This is a genomic window from Streptomyces sp. NPDC058663 (assembly GCF_042716745.1).
Lineage (GTDB): Bacteria > Actinomycetota > Actinomycetes > Streptomycetales > Streptomycetaceae > Streptomyces.
This window is the reverse complement of record NZ_JBHXRV010000070.1, coordinates 1-18,141: the sequence shown is the minus strand read 5'-3', so window position 1 is coordinate 18,141 and position 18,141 is coordinate 1. Positions and strand designations below refer to the sequence as shown.

The 18,141-nt window shown below is 73.0% G+C and carries 15 protein-coding genes; 13 read left to right on the top strand and 2 right to left on the bottom strand.

The annotated features are described in order from the left end of the window. The first annotated feature begins 1 nt into the window (after window position 1). Genes ACFWVV_RS34695 through ACFWVV_RS34670 form a run of 6 tightly spaced genes read left to right on the top strand, consistent with a single transcriptional unit; the run spans window position 2 to window position 7,402 of the window. Entirely contained in the window at window positions 2–1,594 is a 1,593-nt protein-coding gene (locus tag ACFWVV_RS34695) for an O-antigen ligase family protein (RefSeq protein WP_384358222.1), read from the top strand. Continuing rightward, window positions 1,591–3,615, top strand: a complete 2,025-nt coding sequence (locus ACFWVV_RS34690; RefSeq protein ID WP_384358220.1) for a lipid II flippase MurJ — start codon at window positions 1,591–1,593, stop codon at window positions 3,613–3,615. Before ACFWVV_RS34695 ends, ACFWVV_RS34690 begins: the two co-directional genes overlap by 4 nt. After that, window positions 3,605–4,417 carry a polysaccharide deacetylase family protein gene (locus ACFWVV_RS34685; RefSeq protein ID WP_384358218.1) on the top strand — a complete coding sequence of 271 codons (813 nt, stop codon included), beginning with the start codon at window positions 3,605–3,607 and terminating at the stop codon, window positions 4,415–4,417. The genes ACFWVV_RS34690 and ACFWVV_RS34685 overlap by 11 nt, the downstream gene beginning before the upstream one ends. After that, a complete protein-coding gene (locus ACFWVV_RS34680; protein ID WP_384358216.1) occupies window positions 4,414–5,565 on the top strand; it encodes a glycosyltransferase in 1,152 nt (383 codons plus the stop codon). Before ACFWVV_RS34685 ends, ACFWVV_RS34680 begins: the two co-directional genes overlap by 4 nt. Next, window positions 5,562–6,251, top strand: a complete 690-nt coding sequence (locus tag ACFWVV_RS34675; RefSeq protein ID WP_384358214.1) for a lipopolysaccharide biosynthesis protein — start codon at window positions 5,562–5,564, stop codon at window positions 6,249–6,251. The genes ACFWVV_RS34680 and ACFWVV_RS34675 overlap by 4 nt, the downstream gene beginning before the upstream one ends. Before the next feature lie 5 nt (window positions 6,252–6,256). Continuing rightward, window positions 6,257–7,402, top strand: a complete 1,146-nt coding sequence (locus ACFWVV_RS34670) for a GNAT family N-acetyltransferase (protein ID WP_384358212.1) — start codon at window positions 6,257–6,259, stop codon at window positions 7,400–7,402. Window positions 7,403–7,516: 114 nt separating this feature from the next. Here ACFWVV_RS34670 and ACFWVV_RS34665 read toward each other — a convergent pair whose 3' ends face one another. Then, window positions 7,517–8,809 (bottom strand): glycoside hydrolase family 26 protein, encoded by a 1,293-nt coding sequence (locus tag ACFWVV_RS34665; RefSeq protein WP_384357665.1) that lies wholly within the window; start codon window positions 8,807–8,809, stop codon window positions 7,517–7,519. Between the two features lie 302 nt (window positions 8,810–9,111). Between ACFWVV_RS34665 and ACFWVV_RS34660 the strand changes: the two genes are divergently transcribed. Both ACFWVV_RS34660 and ACFWVV_RS34655 read left to right on the top strand, forming a co-directional pair. Further along, window positions 9,112–9,576, top strand: coding sequence for a tyrosinase family oxidase copper chaperone (locus ACFWVV_RS34660; RefSeq protein WP_384357667.1), 465 nt, complete (start codon window positions 9,112–9,114; stop codon window positions 9,574–9,576). A gap of 19 nt (window positions 9,577–9,595) precedes the next feature. Then, window positions 9,596–10,456 (top strand): tyrosinase family protein, encoded by an 861-nt coding sequence (locus ACFWVV_RS34655; protein WP_384357669.1) that lies wholly within the window; start codon window positions 9,596–9,598, stop codon window positions 10,454–10,456. Between the two features lie 79 nt (window positions 10,457–10,535). On the opposite strand, the gene ACFWVV_RS34650 is transcribed toward ACFWVV_RS34655, so the two are convergent. Beyond that, window positions 10,536–10,811: a chaplin gene (locus ACFWVV_RS34650; protein ID WP_384357671.1), complete on the bottom strand. Its 276-nt coding sequence runs from the start codon at window positions 10,809–10,811 to the stop codon at window positions 10,536–10,538. Between the two features lie 493 nt (window positions 10,812–11,304). On the opposite strand from ACFWVV_RS34650, the gene ACFWVV_RS34645 reads away from it, so the two are divergent. From ACFWVV_RS34645 to ACFWVV_RS34625, 5 genes are all read left to right on the top strand, one after another. Beyond that, the gene (locus ACFWVV_RS34645; protein ID WP_384357673.1) at window positions 11,305–14,331 is read left to right on the top strand and encodes a glycoside hydrolase family 3 C-terminal domain-containing protein; all 3,027 of its coding nucleotides are present in this window, start codon (window positions 11,305–11,307) and stop codon (window positions 14,329–14,331) included. Between the two features lie 138 nt (window positions 14,332–14,469). Next, window positions 14,470–15,030 (top strand): SigE family RNA polymerase sigma factor, encoded by a 561-nt coding sequence (locus ACFWVV_RS34640; protein ID WP_384357675.1) that lies wholly within the window; start codon window positions 14,470–14,472, stop codon window positions 15,028–15,030. 5 nt (window positions 15,031–15,035) lie between these two features. Next, window positions 15,036–15,995, top strand: coding sequence for a hypothetical protein (locus ACFWVV_RS34635; RefSeq protein WP_384357677.1), 960 nt, complete (start codon window positions 15,036–15,038; stop codon window positions 15,993–15,995). A gap of 131 nt (window positions 15,996–16,126) precedes the next feature. Next, window positions 16,127–17,038 carry a pectate lyase gene (locus ACFWVV_RS34630; protein WP_384357679.1) on the top strand — a complete coding sequence of 304 codons (912 nt, stop codon included), beginning with the start codon at window positions 16,127–16,129 and terminating at the stop codon, window positions 17,036–17,038. A 289-nt stretch (window positions 17,039–17,327) separates the two neighbouring features. Then, window positions 17,328–18,141 (top strand): LacI family DNA-binding transcriptional regulator (locus ACFWVV_RS34625; RefSeq protein ID WP_384422889.1); only part of this gene is annotated, 814 nt, incomplete at its 3' end.

The following is an 18,141-nucleotide window of genomic DNA, read 5'->3' as shown; positions in this document are numbered from 1 at the left end:
CATGAACGTCCACCGGACCACCGCCGCCGGGGGAGTGGCCGCGGCCCGTCCGAACCCCGGGGCAGCGGTCGCCGCCCATCCGAACGGCGGGGCGGCGGCTGGCGCCCATCCGAACGCCGCCGGGGCAGCCGCTGCTGCCCTCCCGCACGCTGCGGGGGAAGAGGACGCGGCCGACAGGACCACCGCTCCCGTGCCACCGGCCGCCGTGGCCGCCGGCGCCCTGGGTGCGGCGGCCGCCCGGTGGTGGCCGCTGCTGCCGGTCCTCGCGACCGTCCTGCTGCTGGCCGCCCCCGTCGACGGGGGAGGGGCCGGCGGCCCCGCGCGCGTCACCCCCGCCGATGCCGCCTCGGGCGCCCTCGTGCTCTGCGCCCTCGTCCGCGTGCTGCGCCACGGGCCGAGGCCCCTGGCACCGGCCGCCGCCTTCGTCTTCGGCGCCCCCGCGGTGGCCTGCGCGATCGCCACGGTCACCTCGGCCGACCCCGCCCTGAGCCTGACCGGATTCGTCCGCTACCTCCAGGTGTTCGTCCTGGTGCCGCTGGCCGTGGTCCTGATGATCCGTGACGCCTGGGGCTTCCGGGTCGTCACCGGCTGCCTCGCCGTACTCGCACTCGTGCAGGGTGCCGTCGGCGTCCACCAGTTCGCCACCGGAACCGGCGCCTCCTACATGGGCGAGGACATCCGCGCGGTGGGGACCTTCGGACCCACCGACGTGATGGGCATGGCCACGGTCGTCGCCTACGGGCTGCTCGCCGCGGCGGCGCTCGCCCTGCGCACCCCGCGCGGCGCCCCCACCTGGCTGCGGCCGGCGGCGCTCGCCGCCGCGGTGGGCCTCGTCGTACCCCTGGCGCTGTCCTTCAGCCGGGGAGCGTGGATCGCCACGGTGACCGCCGGTGCCGTCATGCTCCTGCTGGCCGGCCGCCGCCAGGCGATGCGCACCCTCGCGGTTCTGGTGCCCGTCTCGGTGGTCCTGGTCGCGGGGTTCGGCGTCGGTTCGCAAGTGATCTCGCAGCGGCTCTCCAGCATCACCCAGGTGACCGACACCCCCGACCGGTCCGTCAACGACCGGTACACCATGTGGGCCGCCGCCACGAGCATGTGGCGCGAACAGCCCGTCACCGGGGTCGGCCTCAAGGGATTCCCCGCGCACCGCGACGCGCACGCCTCCATCGGGCTTTCCTCGGGCAGTGACACGGCGGGCGCCGGCCGTGCCTTCGAGAAGCAGCCCCTGCTCTCCCCGCACAACATGTACCTGCTCGTCCTCAGCGAGCAGGGGCTGATCGGCGTCACCGCCTTCGTCGGCAGCTGGGCGGCGGTGCTCGTGGGCGGCGTACGCCGTCTGCTGCCCGGCAGGGGACGGGCCGCGGCCGCAGCCGACTGCGGACTGGTCGCCGTCGCCCTGGCCCTCTGGCAGACCGTCGACTTCCTGTACGCCGACATCGGCGGCCCCTCGACGGTCCTCACCGGCATCGTCTTCGGCCTGGCCGCCTGGTGGGCGCTGGCGGGGCCGGGGCACACGGTGTCCGCCGCCCCCACCGGGCAGCCGGCGCTGGTGCCTTCCGCGCCCGCCGCACCGGAAGCGCGGGCAGCCGGGTGAGCGAACTCAGGGCCACCACGGGCCCGGCCGAGGAGGTGCGCCCCCCTGTGGCTCCGCCCGGGACGACGGGCAGCGAGGACGTGCCTCCCGACGCCGCACCGCCCGTCACCGGCGGCGGGGACAACGTGCGTCCCCCCGCCGTCCCCTCCATGACCACCGGCGGTGAGGCGACGCGTCTCGCCGCCGTCCCACCCCCGACCACCGGCAACGACGAAATGCGCTCCCCGGCCGTCGGCAAGGAGGAGGTGCGTCCCCCGGCCGTCGGCAAGGAGGAGGTGCGTCCCCCGGCCGTCGGCAAGGAGGAGGTGCGTCCCCCGGTCACCGGCAACGACGAGGTGCGTTCCCCGGCTGGCGGCAACGACGACGGGCACCCCCCGGCCACCGGCAACGACGACCGGCGGCCGCCCCTCGCCGCACCCCCCGCCGCCGGCAGTGCCGAACCGCCCCGGCTCGGGCGTCTGCTCGTCCGTGCCGCGTGGGTCACCGCCGCGCTGACCGCCGCCGGTTCGCTGCTCGGCCTGGTGCGCGACCAGACCATCGCGCACCTGTTCGGCGCGGGCATCGAGAGCGACGCCTTCCTCATCGCCTGGACCGTGCCCGAGATGGCTGCGACCCTGCTGATCGAGGACGCGATGGCGCTGCTGCTGATCCCCGCCTTCAGCCAGGCCCTCACCCGGCGCGCCGCCGCCACCCAGGACGGCTCCGCACCGGACCCCGTCCGCGCACTGGTCGCCGCCACCTGCCCGCGCCTCTTCGGCCTGCTGGCCTGTGCGGCCGGACTGCTGATGCTCGGAGCTCCGTGGGTCGTCCGGATCCTCGCCCCCGGCTTCGAAGACCCCCAACTGGCCGTCGACTGCACGCGTCTCACCTCGATCACCGTGCTCACCTTCGCCCTCACCGGCTACTGCAGCGCGGGGCTGCGCGCGCACGGCAGATTCCTCGCACCGGCCGGGGTGTACGTCGCGTACAACGTCGGCGTCATCGCCACCATGCTCGCCCTGCATTCGGTGTGGGGCGTGCGTGCCGCCGCCGCCGGGGTGGCCCTGGGCAGCCTGCTCATGGTCCTCGTCCAACTCCCGGGATTCCTCCGGCTGGTGGGTCCGGGGCGCCCCGGCCGGCACGCGCGCCGGCCGCGCGGCACGCAGCGCGCGGCGACCCTGCGGCACCTGGGCATCGGTCTCCTGCTGCCCGTCATGGTCTTCACCGTCAGCAGGCAGTCCCAGGTCCTGGTCGAGCGCTTCTTCGCCTCCGGGCTGCCCGCGGGCGCCATCTCCCATCTGAACTACGCGCAGAAGGTCGCGCAGATGCCGATGGTGCTGTCGCTGATGATCTGCACGGTGACCTTCCCCGCCCTCGCCCAGGCCATGGCCGAGGGCGACCTGCAACGCGCACGGCGACGGGTCGAACGCGATCTGGGCCTGGCCGGGGCCATCGTCCTGCTCGGCACCGCCATGGTCATCGGCTACGCCCCGCAGATCATCGAAGTCCTCTTCCAGCGTGGCGCGTTCGGCGCCCAGGACACCGCGGCCACCGCCACGGTGATGCGGCTGTACGCGCTCGGCCTCCTCGGCCACTGCCTGGTCGGTGCCCTGGGGCGGCCGTTCTTCTCCTCGGCCCGGCCCACCTGGTACCCGGCCGCCTCGATGGGCGCCGGACTCGCCGTGACCATCGCGGCGGGCGCGCTCACCGTGGGCCCCTGGGGGGTCTACGGGATCGCCGCCGCCAACGCCCTGGGCATCACCACCACCGCCCTGCTGCTCCTGGCCGGCCTCGGCTCCCGCGTGCTCCCCGTCGACGTGCGCGGGATCAGTCTCGCGCTGGGGAGACTGGCCGCCGCCGCCGCGGCCGCCGCCGCCGCGGGCTGGGCGGCCGCCCCCCTGCCGGCGAGCCCGCTGCTCAGTCTCTGCGCGGGCTGCTTGCTGGTCCCCGGCACCTTCCTGGCCACGGGGCTGCTGGTCAGAGCCCCCGAAATCGTCCACCTGCTGGCTCTCACCCGACAGAGGTTCTCCCATGACCGCTGATCCGACTGCCCGGAGCTACCGGCCCACCAGGTCCTGTCCCCCCGCGCCGACTGCCGCGCCCCCGTGGATCCTGATGTACCACTCGGTGGCGGACCCGAACGACGACCCGTACGGCATCACCGTCGCCGCGGACCGCCTCGACCACCACCTGCGCTGGCTGCGCCGCCGGGGACTGACCGGCGTCGGCGTCGCCACCCTGCTGCGGGCCCACGCGGCCGGCCGCGCCCGCGGGCTGGTGGGGCTGACCTTCGACGACGGATACGCCGACTTCCTGGAAGCCGCCCTGCCCGCCCTGCGGCGGCACGCCTGTACCGCCACCGTCTTCGTCCTGCCCGGCCGCCCGGGCGGCACCAACGAGTGGGACCCGCTCGGCCCGCGCAGACCCCTGCTGACCGAAAGCGGCATCAGGGCGGCCGCCGAGGCGGGCATGGAGATCGGTTCGCACGGTCTCGTCCACCGCGACCTCACCCGCACGACCGACGCGGAACTGCGCGCGGAGGTCCGGGACAGCCGCGCGCTCATCGGCCGCCTCACCGGCCGCCCGCCGACAGGTTTCTGCTACCCGTACGGCACCTTCGACCAGCGGGTGGCCGACGCGGTGCGCGACGCGGGCTACGCGTACGGCTGCGCCATCGACCCGGGCCCGCTGACCGGCGCCTACGCCCTGCCCCGTACGCACATCAGCCAGGCCGACCGCGCCGCCCACCTCTGGGCGAAAAGGCTGCGCCCCCGCCGCGGCAGCCTCACGCCCCCCGGCCCCACCGGCACCTCGCGCTCCCTCCCGGTCGGCGGCGGGCGGTGAAGGCACTGCACATCATCACCGGCCTCGGCGTCGGCGGCGCCGAACAGCAGCTGCGGCTGGTGCTGCGTCACCTCCCGGTGCGCTGCGACGTCGTGACCCTGACCAACCCGGGCGCGGTCGCCGAGGGACTGCGGGCGGACGGCGTGCGCGTCACCCACCTGGGGATGCGCGGCAACCGCGATCTGACGGCCCTGCCCCGGCTGGTCCGGCTGATCCGCCGCGGCCGGTACGACCTCGTCCACACCCACCTCTACCGCGCCTGCGTGTACGGGCGGATCGCCGCACGGCTGGCCGGCGTGCGGGCCTGCGTCGCCACCGAACACTCCCTGGGCCGTGCCGAGATCGAAGGGCGTCCGCTGAGCCGCGGCACCCGTGCCCTGTACCTGTCCACCGAGCGCCTCGGCTCCGCGACCGTCGCGGTCTCCGGGACCGTCTCCGCCCGCCTGCACGACTGGGGCGTCCCCGCCGCACGCGTCCACGTCGTCCCCAACGGCATCGACGCCGCACTCTTCCGCCACGACCGTGCCGTCCGCAGCGCCACCCGCACGGCCCTGGGCATCCCCGAGGACGCCTTCGTGGTCGGCGGAGTCGGCCGGCTCGTACCCGGCAAACACTTCGGGACGCTCGTACGCGCGGTGGCCGCGCTGCCCGGGGCACACCTCCTGCTGGCGGGCGAAGGCCCCGAGCGGGAACCGCTGCGGGCGCTCGCGGCGCAGCTCGGGGCCACGGACCGGATCCGGCTGCTCGGCGAGCGCGACTGCACGGCGGGCACCGCGGCGCCCGGCATCCCGGCCCTGCTCGGCGCCATGGACACCTTCGTCTCCACCTCCCGCGAAGAGGCCTTCGGACTCGCCGTCGTGGAGGCGCTGGCCGCCGGACTGCCCGTCCTGTACCGCGCCTGCCCCGCGATCGAGGACCTGCCCGCGGACCACGCGCCGCACGCCCGGCGCATCAGCGGCGACCCGGCCGAACTGACGGCCGCGCTGCGACGCGCCCGCACGGAGTCCGCGACGGGGCGGCTGAGCCCGCCGCCCGCGGTGGGCCACTACGACATCGCGCGCAGCGCCGCCCGCCTCATGGACGTCTACGCCCACGCCCTTGCCCCTTCGTCCTCGACTTCGACCTCGACCGAGAGAGCACGCCCATGACCGAGATGCCCGAGCAGCAGAACTCCGCCCCGGCACGGCTCCGCCGGCTCGCCGCGCGGTCCGTGGCACCGCTGCGGCCCCTGCCCACCTGGTGGCCCGTGCCCGTCTGCGCCCTCCTCGGCGCAGTGTGCGCGGGCACCTACGGGATGCTCCAGGAACCGGAGTACCGGTCCACCGGCTACGTCATCGCCTCTCCCCTCAAGGACACACCGCCCGACTCGGCCCTCGGCTACGCCCAGGCGTACGGGCGGATCACCGCCAGCGATTCCACCCTCGCGTACGCGAGCGTCACGGCAGGGGTCCCGGCCGCGTCCCTGCGCACCCAGGTGCAGACGGAGACCTCGCCCGACTCGCCCATGATCGCGATCACCGGTACCTCCGCCGTCCCCGTGGAAGCCGCCGACATCTCCAACGCCGTGGCCGACGCCCTGCTCACGAGGAGCAACGGGATGTCGAAGGAGACCGGGGTCAAGCTGGTCACCTTCGCCCGGGCGGTGCCCCCCCTCGCCTCCTCCGCCCAGCCCGTGCCGCTCACCTCGGCGGTCGGCGCCTGCGCGGGCGGGCTCGTCGGCGGGCTCCTCCTGCTCGTGCGGCCCCGGCGCCCGAGGGAGGCGCCCGCACCCACACCGGTGCCGTCCCCCGCGCACCCGACCGACCACCTCGGCGCCGAGCGGGAGAGGGTGTAACGCACATGAGGTCCGACACCCTGCGCGCCACCCTCTGCCGCGACCCCCGGGACTTCGCGGAACTGCGCACCGAATGGGACGCGCTGCACCGGCGCTGTGCCGCGGCGACCCCCTTCCAGAGCCATGCCTGGCTGAGCTCCTGGTGGCTCTCGTACGGCACCGAGGGCCGGCTGCGCACCGTACTGGTGCGGCGCGGCGACCGGCTGGTCGGCGTGGCACCGCTGATGCTCGTGCACCGTCCGATGCCCCTGCTGGTCCCCGTCGGCCTCGGCATCTCCGACTACTTCGACGTCCTGGTCGACGACGAAGGCGCGCAGGACACGCTGCGCGCCCTGCGGCACGGCCTGAGCACGGCCGCCCCGCACGCCGTGGTCGACCTGCGGGAGGTACGGCCCGGCGCGGTGGCCGAGAAACTGTACGAGTCCTGGTCCGGCGCCCGCGCGCGCCTCGAGGACTCCACCTGCATGGAACTGCCCGCCGCGCCGATCGACGAGCTCGCCCGGCGGATGACGAGCAGCCGGGCCCAGCGGGTCCGCGCCAAGCTCCGCAAGATCGACGCGCTCGGGATCGAGAGCCGCGTGGTCTCCGAACACGAGGTGCCCGGCGCGGTCGGTCACCTGCTGCGGCTGCACGAACTGCAGTGGAGGGGCAGGGGCGTCAACGTCGAGCACCTGCGGCCGAGGTTCGCCGCCCACCTGGAGCGGGCGGCCCGCCGCATGGTGCGCGACGGCGACGCGGCGCTCACCGAGTTCCGGCAGGACGGCGAGGTCGTCGCCGCCAAACTGACCGTGCACTCCGGCGGGCTCACCGGCGGTTACCTCTACGGCGCGGACCCCGTCCTCAGGGAGCGGAAGGTCGACGTGACCGCGATGCTGCTGCGCCACGACGCGCATCTGGCGGCGGGTTCCGGAGGCGGCGTGCTCAGCCTGCTGCGGGGTTCGGAGGCCTACAAGGACCACTGGCGTCCGCAGCCGGTGACCAACAGCAGGCTGCTGCTGGCCCGTACGGCACTCCAGCCGTTGCTGTCGCTGCGTACGGCGCAGGTGACCTCGCGGGACCTGGCCGCCAGGACCGTGGCCGAGCGGCTGCCCGCCGCTCGCGAGTGGCGGGCGCGGTTCGACAGCCGGCGGGCGAACGCCGCCATGCGCTGAAGCGTCGGGGAAGCGTCCGCGGAGTGCCTGGGGAGCGCCGGGCACAAGGGCCGTGCCTGCCCGCAAACGCGCCGGGCGGCCCCGTCGATACCCGACGGGGCCGCCCGGTGGTGGCTAGCGGTAGTCGAACCTGGACCAGAACGGCTGTGCGCAGGTGCGCAGTTCGGGCATCCAGCGGGTCAGCCACTCGTCCATCTGCCAGGGCACGCACCAGTCGTCCGGGTTCGGCTTGGGCCAGGCCGGGACGGTCGGCTTCGGCGGCACCGGGGTCGGCTCCGGCGGAACGGGCGTCGGCTCCGGCGGCACCGGGGTCGGCTCCGGCGGCACCGGCGTCGGCTTCGCGGAGAGCGACTTGCGGAACACCTCGGACGCCTCCGGGTTCTGCTCGCACTGCCAGACGCCGTGCGGACAGTAGTCCGTGATGGTCTGGTAGAGCGGCTTGTGCCGCGTGAACCAGTCGAGCATGCGCCGCATGTACTCGGGGTTGTCCCCGTTGCGGAACAGTCCCCACTCCGGGTACGAGACCGGCTTGCCGTGGGCCGCGGCGAAGTCCACGTGGTGCTGGAGTCCGTAGGGGGCCCTGACCTGGTCGTCGAAGGACTCGCCCGGCGGCTGGTCGTAGGAGTCCATGCCGATGATGTCGACGACGTCGTCACCCGGGTAGCACTCGGTCCACGGGATCGCGTCCCGGCCGCGGTTGGGGGCGAAGTCGAAGCGGAACTTCTGGCCGGGAACCGACCGCATGGTCTCGACGATCCCCCGCCAGTACGCCTTCCACGCGGCCGGATCGGGGCCGCAGCGGTGGGTGTAGGTGATGCCGTTCATCTCCCAGCCGAGGACGAGAACCGCGTCCGGGACGCCCAGGTCGACCAGATTCTGGGCGAGCTGCCGGTAGTGCCGGTTGAAGTCGCCCCGGGCGCCGGCCCGCAGCAGCGAGCGGACCTTCCGGTCGGAGACACGGTCCTCGTTGCCGTCGGCCATCGGGACGTTGAGGACGAACATCCGCTCGGGGGCGCCGCGTCGCCACTCCGCCCAGGGCCGCAGGAACTCCGGCCGGCCCTCGATGTTGGACCACAGGTCGCCGGGCAGATAGGTGTGGCCGACGGTGAGTTCGGTGCCGCCGAGCCAGCGCGACAGCTGCTTCGCCCGCCGTACCCCGTCCGCACCGTAGTGCAGGTAGGCGCCGACAGCCGTGTCGGGCCGGCCGTCGTCGCGCCCGGAGGAGGCCGCCGGGTAACGGGGTGCGGGATTCGCCGTGACGGGCTTCGCATCCGCGTGGACAGAAGTGCGATCGGATTCGGGCACCTTCCCCGCCTGCGGCCATCCCGGCGCACCGCACGTGGCGGCGAGCAGGCCGACGGAAATCGTCCCGATCGAAAGGGCGGTCAGATTCCGCCGAGCTGGCATATGCCTCTCCTCTTCAGTGGTGCACACATACCTCCGGACATTAGGCGGGAATTCCTACGAACAGGTCATAGAAGGCCGATTAGTACGCCATCTGTGGGAGAAGAGCCGTCCTACCGGGGCCAGTCGAGTGGAATCCGGGCGCGGGCACAGCACTGTGCGCCGACCCGCGCGGGCGGGTCGGCTACGCACGAGCGGAACGTGCCCGGCGTCGGGCTCGAACGCCCGGACCACCGCTCCGGCGAGAACCGTTTCGCCGCCACCTCGTTGTCCAGTACATGAACAGATGTGAAAGGCGACCACCCATGAGGACCTGTATCCCCCAGGCGGGCCGGACGGCGGGGGCGGTGCGCGCGGCGCTGTCGACCCGGCGCGCGGTGCTGCGTACCGCGTTCGGTGCCACCGTCATCGCCGGGACCGCGGCGGTGCTCGCGCCGATCCTCGGGAGGAAGGCCTCCGCAGGACCCGCGCACGCGCCGCCCCCGGCGACGGAGGGCTTCTCCGAGATGTACCTGGGCCGCCACATCGAAGCCCTGGTGCCGAGCGGGACGGTGAAGCGGCTGCGCGACCCGGTCCGGGCGCACGCGCACCTCCTGCCCGAGGTGCTCATCGACGGGCGGCCCCTCCACGTCATGAGGTGCGCGAACGGCGGATACATGAGCGTGGTCAACCACTACGAGACGTTTCCGACGCTCCTCGACGCCGCCCGTGCCGCCGTCGACGACCTGGGGCCCGCGCGGCTGTCCAGGACCTCCGCGCACACCACCTGAACGAGAAGGAACCGCACCGGTGCACACTCGCAAGAACCAGCGGAACCTGACCCGGACGGAGAAACGTCGCCTGGTCGCCGCGATCCTCGCACTCAAGCGGTCGGGGCGCTACGACGAGTTCGTGTCCCTGCACGGCGAGTTCTACACCGCCGACGGTGAGGACGGGCCACGGGCCGCTCACATGACCCCGTCCTTCTTCCCCTGGCACCGACAGTTCCTCCTGGCGTTCGAACAGGCGCTGCAGGCGATCGATCCGGCCGTGTCGGTGCCGTACTGGGACTGGACCACCGACAACACCCCCGCGGCCTCGCTGTGGGCTGAGGACTTCCTGGGCGGCAACGGCAGGAAGGGGGACCGGCAGGTGATGACAGGCCCGTTCGCCCACGCCCAGGGCAACTGGGAGATCACTACTTCCGTCACCGAAACCCGTTTCCTCACACGGAACTTCGGCGGCCCCAAAGGCACGGTCACCCTGCCCACCAAGCAGGACGTGGCCTGGGCGATGAAGGACCCCCTGTACGACGCGGCCCCCTGGGACTCCACGTCCAGCAGGGGCTTCAGGAACAAGTTCGAGGGATGGGCGACGGGCGGTTCGGACAGGGGGACCAACCACAACCGGGTGCACCGCTGGGTGGGCGGCGTCATGGTCGGGGCCGTCTCGCCCAACGACCCCGTCTTCTGGCTCCACCACGCGTTCGTCGACCTGCTGTGGGCGCGCTGGCAGCAGACCCACCCCCGCTCCGGCTATCTGCCGGCCACCCGGCTTCGACAGGGCGATCCCCAGGAGGGCCGGGTCTACAGCCTCCGCGAGGAGATGCCGCCGTGGAACATGACGCCGGCCCAACTGCTCGACCACCGCGCGCTGTACCGCTACGTCTGACCCGCGCGCGTCCGGCCGCCGGACGCACCGCGGCCTCCTCGACACATGTGTCGAGGAGGCCGCGGGAGCAGCGCAGGGGTCAGCTGCCGTAGCCACCGTCGTGGTCGTCGTCGCCGTCAGCGTTGACGCAGGTGTTGCCGAACGCCGGGTTGAGCAGCCCGATGACGTTCACGGTGTTGCCGCACAGGTTGATCGGAACGTGGACGGGAACCTGAACCTGGTTGCCCGACACGACACCGGGGGAGTTGGCGGTGACGCCCTGCGCCTCGGCGTCAGCGGTGGCCACACCGGCACCACCGGCCATGAGGGCACCGGCACCGGCCACGACAGCGGCAGTCTGGGCGAAACGAGACATCAGTTCTCCTTCGAGGAAACACGGCCGCCGCAGTATTGCGACCGCCACGGACTGTCAACGCGCGGCGGGGCGGGCGGTAACGGCCGCGGAGCAATCCGCAGGGGAAGGAGGTACCCGAGTGGAGTAGCAGCCGGCCCGGTCCGCCACGGCGGGGCCCGCAGCTCGACCTGGGAACAGGGGGGGCGGTTCGCGCTCAGCACCCGGCCGGGACTTCCGCAAGAAGGTTGGGTAAAGTCGTTCGGAATGCAGTTCATTGTTCGAAATGTCGAACGGCGGGCGGCATCGGCGTGCGTCGAAGCGCATCGAAAGCGGGCGAATCCAGGGTGAGGTCGTGCGACGGAAAGGGCGAGATTTCCGAGGGAGAGGATGTGCGCCCGGCGGGCCAAGTCCCGCTCACATTCCGCTTGTTGGTGCGCACCGTCTTGACAGTCCCGCCGACTGAAGACAAGCATCGAAGCGCTTCGTGAGAGTAGCGCCGCCGCAGGTTCTGATGATGTACCTTCCGCAAGGGGAACTGCCCGTGACACCCGACTTCCGTGATCCCCGGCTGCCGGACGCCGCGCGCGTCGAGGACCTCCTCGGGCGGCTCACCCCCGGTGAACGGACGGCACTGCTGCACCAGTTCGCCCCCGCCGTGGACCACCTGGGAGTCTCCGCGCTCCGCACCGGACAGGAAGCGCCGCACGGCGCCGCCCGGACGGGACCCGCGACCGTCTTCCCGCAGGCCCTCGGCCTCGGCGCCACCTGGAACCCCGCCCTCGTGCACCGCGTCGGCGAAGCCGTCGCCGCCGAGGTCCGTGCCCTGCACGCCAAGGACGACCGGGTCGGCCTCCACGTGTGGGCCCCCACGGTCAACCTGCTGCGCAACCCCCTGTGGGGGCGCGGCGAGGAGGGCTACTCCGAGGATCCCGCCCTGACCACGGCGCTCGCCGTCGCCTACACGCGCGGGCTGCGCGGCGACCACCCCACCCGCTGGCGCACCGCTCCCGTCCTCACGCACTGGCCGGCCCACAACAACGAGACGCACAGGTCCACCTCGTCCGCATCCGTCAGCCCGCGCGTCCTGCACGAGTACGACCTGCGTGCCTTCAAGGGCGCCGTCGAGGCCGGCGCGGTGGCCGGTGTCATGCCCGCGCACCACCTGGTCAACGGCCGGCCCAACCACCTCTCCCCGTACCTTCGCGCTCACCTGCGCGACTGGACCGACCAGCCGCTGCTCGTGTGCTCCGACGCCGGAGCCCCCAGCAACCTCGTCGACGTGCAGCACTACTTCGACACCCACGAGGAAGCGGCCGCCGCGGCCCTGCGCGCGGGCGTCGACAGCTTCACCGACCACGGCACGGACTCCTCGGTGATGCTGGGCCGGTTGCACCGCGCCCTGGAGCAGGGGCTGATCGGCCAGGAGGACATCGACGCGGCGGCCCGCCGGGTGCTCCATGTGCGCTGCGCACTGGGCGAGTTCGACCCGGACGCCGTGGACGCGGCAGCGTCCTGTCCGGAAGGCTCCGCCCGGGACGTCTTCGACGCGGCAGCGTCCCGTCCGGAAGGCTCCGCCCCGGAAGTCTTCGACGCGGGCGGCGCCTTCGACACCGACGAGCACCGCGCGCTCGCCCAGGAAGTCGCCGAACAGTCCGTCGTTCTCCTCAAGAACGACGGACTGCTCCCCCTCGTCCCCGAGACCGTCCCCCGCCTGCGCATAGCCGTCGTCGGACCGCTCGCCGACGAGTGCACACGCGACGGGTACAGCGGCACACTGCTGCACCGCGCCACCCCGCTCGACGGGCTGCGCACCCGCTTCGGTGCCGGACAGGTGACGTACGCCGAGGGCGCCGACCGGGTCCGGCTGCGCTGTGCGGCCGGCCTGCTGCGGGCACCCGGGAGCGGGGACGCCGCGGAGGGGGAGGTACGCGGGGCGGAAGGGGCGATCGCCCCGGCGCTGCTCGAAGGCCGTACGGACCTGGCCCCGCTGACCGCGCAGGCGGACGGCACCGGCGCCGGTGGGGACCCGCTCACCGAGTTCATCCTGACCGACTGGGGCGACGACGTCCTCACCCTGCGCGCGGCGGACGGCCGTTACCTCTCGGTCGCGGACGACGGCCGTGTCCGCGCCTCCGTGGACCAGCCCGGCGGCCGGGTCGTGCAGGAGACGTTCCGGCTCGAACGGCACGGCGACGGGCACCTCCTTCGGTACCTCGGGACGGGGGGTCATGTCGTGGTCGCCGCCGACGGTGCAAAGGTTGCCGTCCCCCAGGAGGATCTCCCCGACGGGGGTGCCGCCCCCGCCGCGGGCACGCTCTTCACCGTGGAGACCGTCTCCCGCGGCGCCGAGGACGTGGCGCGTGCCGCCGCCGCGGCCGACGTGGTCGTCGTCGTCCTCGGCAACGACCCGCACCTCAACGGCCGCGAGAGCGAGGACCGCATCACCCTCGCCCTGCCCGAGGCCCAGGACCGGATCTGGCGGGTGGCGCGGGCCGCGAACCCGCGCACCGTCCTCGCGCTCGTCTCCTCCTACCCGTACGCCGTCACCGAAGCCGCCGGCGAACTCCCCGCACTGCTATGGACCACACACGGCGGCCAGGCCGCCGGCACAGCCCTGGCCCGGGTCATCGCCGGTGACGTCTCCCCGGCAGGCCGCCTCCCGCAGACCTGGTACTCCGCCGACTCCGACCTCCCCGGCCTCCTCGACCACGACATCATCGGCAGCCGCCAGACCTACCTCTACTTCGACGGCACCCCCCTCTACCCCTTCGGTCACGGCCTCGCGTACACGACATTCGGCTATACGGACCTGACCGCCGAGCGGGACGGCGACCTCCTGCGGGTGGCGTTCACCGTCACCAACACCGGAGCCCGCGCGTCCGACGAGGTCGCCCAGCTGTACGTACGGGCCGCGGCCCCGCCACGGGTCCGCCCCCTGCGCGAACTGGCCGCCCACCGCCGACTGCGCCTGGCACCGGGCGAGTCGAGCCGCCTGGACTTCGCACTGCCCCTGACCACGCTGGAGTTCTGGGACGTCGCCCACCGGCGCTGGTTCCTGGAGCCCGGCGTGTACGAGTTCCTGGCCGGCGCCTCCAGTGCCGATCTGCGTCAGTCCGTACTATTGCGCGTCGAAGGTCCGCCCGCCGGACCTCGCCCCGTCCTGGAACGCGGAATCGATGCCGTCGACTACGACGAGAGCCACGCCACCGTCATCCTCGACCGGACGAAAGCCACCGGCGACTGTGTCTGTCCCGCGCACCCCGCCGACCGGGACGAGCCCGGCGAACTCCTCTACTACAGCTGCGACTTCGGGCACCACAAGGTGGTGACCGCAGCCCTCACCGTCGCAGGTTCGGGCGCCGTCACCCTCTACGCCCCCGGCCCGGGCGCGACCCCGGTTACCGTCGCCGTCCCGCCCACCACGGGACCGTACGACTACACCACCCTCCGCACCCCTCTGCCCGTCGAGGGGGTCCGCGATCTGCGCGTGGAACTGCGCGGACCCGTCCGGCTCGCGCACCTCGGCTTCACCGGCACGTGAACGGCCCGGACCTCCCGGACCGCGGAGCCCGGGCGGGGCTCCCGCGACGTTCGCGTACTCTGCTCCCTGGCCGCACCAGGGCCTTCCCAGCCGCACATCCGACATGCGTAACGCGCGTAGACCGCAGAGAGGCAGCCCGTGGTGACATCGGACGGTGATGCCGCACGTGAGTTCCACGAGTTCTTCGAGCGCCACTACGCCGAACTGGCCCGTCTCGCCCATCTGCTGACGGGCGAGGCCGACGCCGCCGACGACCTGGCGGCCGACGCGCTGCTCGCCGTCTGGCACCGCTGGGACCGGGTCCGCGCCGCCGACCATCCGGCCGCGTACGCCCGCGGCGTGCTCGCCAACCTGGTACGCGGGCGCATCCGCAGTGCCGTACGCGAACGCCGCAGGGTCGCCCTCTTCTGGTCGCAGCGCTCCGAGCACGTGGAGGCCCCCGACATACCGGGCGTCGTCGACGTGCAGGAAGCCCTGCGGCGGCTGCCGTTCCGCAAGCGCGCCTGCGTCGTGCTGCGCCACGCCTTCGACCTCTCCGAACGGGACACCGCACGCGCACTCGGCGTTTCCGTCGGTACGGTGAAGAGCCAGACCTCCAAGGGAATGGCACAGCTGGAGCAACTGCTCGGCGACGGAAAAGGCAAGGGCAAGGGCGACGGCAACCGGGCCGTGGCGGAACTGGCCGGAAGGAAGAAGTAGCCGCCATGGACGAGGACGAACTGCGCGAGGAGCACCTGCGCCAGGAGCACCCGCGTCAGGAGCGGGTGCGCGACGAGCTGCACCGGGCCGCCGCGTCGCACCGACCCGACCGCGCCCGCATCCTCGCCCGCGTGGAGCGGGGCATGGCAGCGGGCGCCGGAGCGCCGGGGGAGTCCTCCGCGCGCGGCCGCAAAGGGGTGCGTACATCGCCGCTGCGGCTGTCCGGGGTACGGGCGCGCGCCGCGTCCTGGCCGCGGGTCGCCGGGGCCACCGCAGCCTGCGCGGCCGTCCTGATCGCGGGCGGCTACGGGGTGGTGGGCATCCTGCACAAGGACTCCAAGGTGCGTACGGCCACCACGCCCGTCCCCACACCCACCGGCACCGACGCCGCCCGGCCCACCGGTCTGCCCAGCACCCCCGGCCCCGCGCTGTCGACCCCGCCCAGTCCGCCCCGCACCCCGGCGCGGACCCCGGAGCGCGACGGCGGCACCGCCGGGACGAAGCCGCCCGCCGGTACCGCCCCGCCCGCCGTCCCCGCCTCCCCTCCCGCACCCGGTGCCCTGCGCACGCAGGACGGCCACCTCTGGGGCGACGGTTCGGTCGACCCGCACAGCAACGACTTCTGGGCGCAGAGCAACCTCACCTTCAAGACGGCCGAACCTCTCACCGCGCTCACCCTCGAACTCCGCATCGCCGGCACCGAGGGCGTCAGGGACGCGGGCAGCTGGATCTCGCTGGACCCCGCGGACTTCGACATTTCCGTGCGGAGGGAGACGGGCGCCCTGGTCTACCGCTGGACGCTGAAGCCGGGCCGTACGGTACCGGCGGGCGAGCACAGGGCCGCCGGGCAGTACCACCACGCCAAGGGCAACCGGGACGCCGGCGGCGACCGCTACTCGGTGACCACGACGGCCGCGGACGGCAGGAAGGCGACGGTGGGGGGCGACTTCTACCCGGTGCGCTGAGACGGCCGGCGGCATGCAGAAAAGAATTCGGTTCCAGGGGCAACCCTTTGCGCGGCGGCGGCAACTACGGAACGACGAACGGCATCCGGCCGCTCCCGTCCCCCTCCCCACGACGAACGGAAGACTCCCGCATGACCCGGACCCCCCAAGCGTCGCCCACCCCCCACTCGCACCGCAGGCGCACCGCCCGCCGCCGTGCAGTCCTCGCCCTCGCCGGGGTCGGCGCGCTGACCGCTGGCGCCCTCGTCACCACCGGGCTGCTCCCCTCGGCCGACGCGGCGAAGGCACCCGTACAGGCGAAGGCTTCCGCAGCGGCCAAGACTCCCGCAGCGGCCAAGGTCGCCCAGGCACCCGCCGCCTGGCCCAGGCCCGCCGGCAGCGCACCCGTGCCCGCCACCATCAAGGTCTCCGGCACCTACGACGGCAAGCTGAAGCGCCACTTCGGCACCGGCGACCTCGGCGGCGGCGGCCAGGGCGAAGGCCAGGACCCGGTGTTCGAGCTCGCGGACGGCGCGGTCCTCAAGAACGTCGTCATCGGCTCCCCGGCCGCCGACGGCGTGCACTGCCTCGGCAGCTGCACGATCCAGAACGTCTGGTGGGAGGACGTCGGCGAGGACGCCGCCACCTTCAAGGGCAAGTCCGCCCAGTCCGTGTACACGGTGTACGGCGGCGGCGCCCGCAAGGCCTCCGACAAGGTGCTGCAGTTCAACGGGGCGGGCAAGCTGGTCGTCTCGAAGTTCCAGGTGGCCGACTTCGGCAAGCTGGTCCGCTCCTGCGGCAACTGCAAGACCCAGCACCGGCGCACCATCCTGGTCAACGACGTCGACGTGAGCGCCCCCGGCGGGTCCCTGGTCGGCATCAACACCAACTACGGCGACTCCGTCTCGCTGCGCAACGTCCGTATCCACGGCGACGCGAAGAAGAAGATCAAGCCGTGCGTGCGCTTCACCGGGAACAACACCGGTAAGGAGCCCGTCCAGACCGGCACGGGCCCCGACGGCACCCACTGCCGCTACCAGGCGACCGACGTCACCTACCACTGACCCGGGGCAGTGCCTCGCGGCTGAGCACCCAGCTGAACATCCTCGGGAAAGGCCCCCGTCGGCAGTCACCGCCGGCGGGGGCGCCGTTGTACTGAGCCCGGGCGGGCGGGCACGTGACGGAAACCGCCACGTCTCGATGTCTCGCATGCATCACACACGCGCCAGGATGATCGAAGCGCTTCGACGCAATGCCCTGGACAGTCGTCATTGGCGCAGACTATTGTGCCGGTGAACCGCCATTATATACGTAAAGTGCAATGTTGAAGCGCTTCTTCACATGGAGATTCCGATGGTCACCCTTGCCGAAGTAGCGCAGCATGCCGGAGTCTCGGCCAGCACGGTGAGCTACGTCCTCAGCGGCAAGCGGACCATCTCCGCGGTGACGAAGCAACGGGTGGAGCGCAGCATCCAGGAACTCGGCTACCACCCGAACGCGGGGGCAAGGGCGTTGGCGAGCAGCCGGTCCAACATCATCGCGCTGATGATGCCGCTGCGTACGGACATGTATGTGCCCGTGATGATGGAGATCGCCATCGCCGTCGCCACCCACGCACGGGAGCACGGATTCGACGTCCTGATGCTCACCGGCGAGGAAGGGCCCGCCGCCGTGCAGCGGGTGGTCGGCAGCGGTCTCGCCGATGCCATCCTCCTGATGGACGTGGAGCTCGAGGACGCCCGGCTGCCCCTGCTGCGCGAGAGCGGCAGGCCCGCGGTGCTCATCGGCCTCCCCGCCGACCCCACCGGATTCACCTGTGTCGACCTCGACTTCGCCGAGGCCGGGGCCCAGTGCGCGGAGCACCTGGCGGAGCTGGAGCACCGTCAGATCGCCGTGATCGGAGAGGCGCCCGCCGTGTACGAACGCAAGACAGGTTTCGCTGAGCGCACCATCGAGGGTCTGCGCGGCCGTGCGCGGGACCTCGGCCTGCACGTGCTGCACCGCCCGTGCGAGGGCACCTACGCCGCGATGGCCGGGGCCCTGGGGCAGATCTTCACCGAACGCCCCGACGTGACGGGCTTCGTCGTACAGAACGAGCAGGCACTGGAGCCGCTGCTCAGCCTGTTGCGCCAGGACAGACGTGCGGTGCCCGAGGACATCTCGGTGG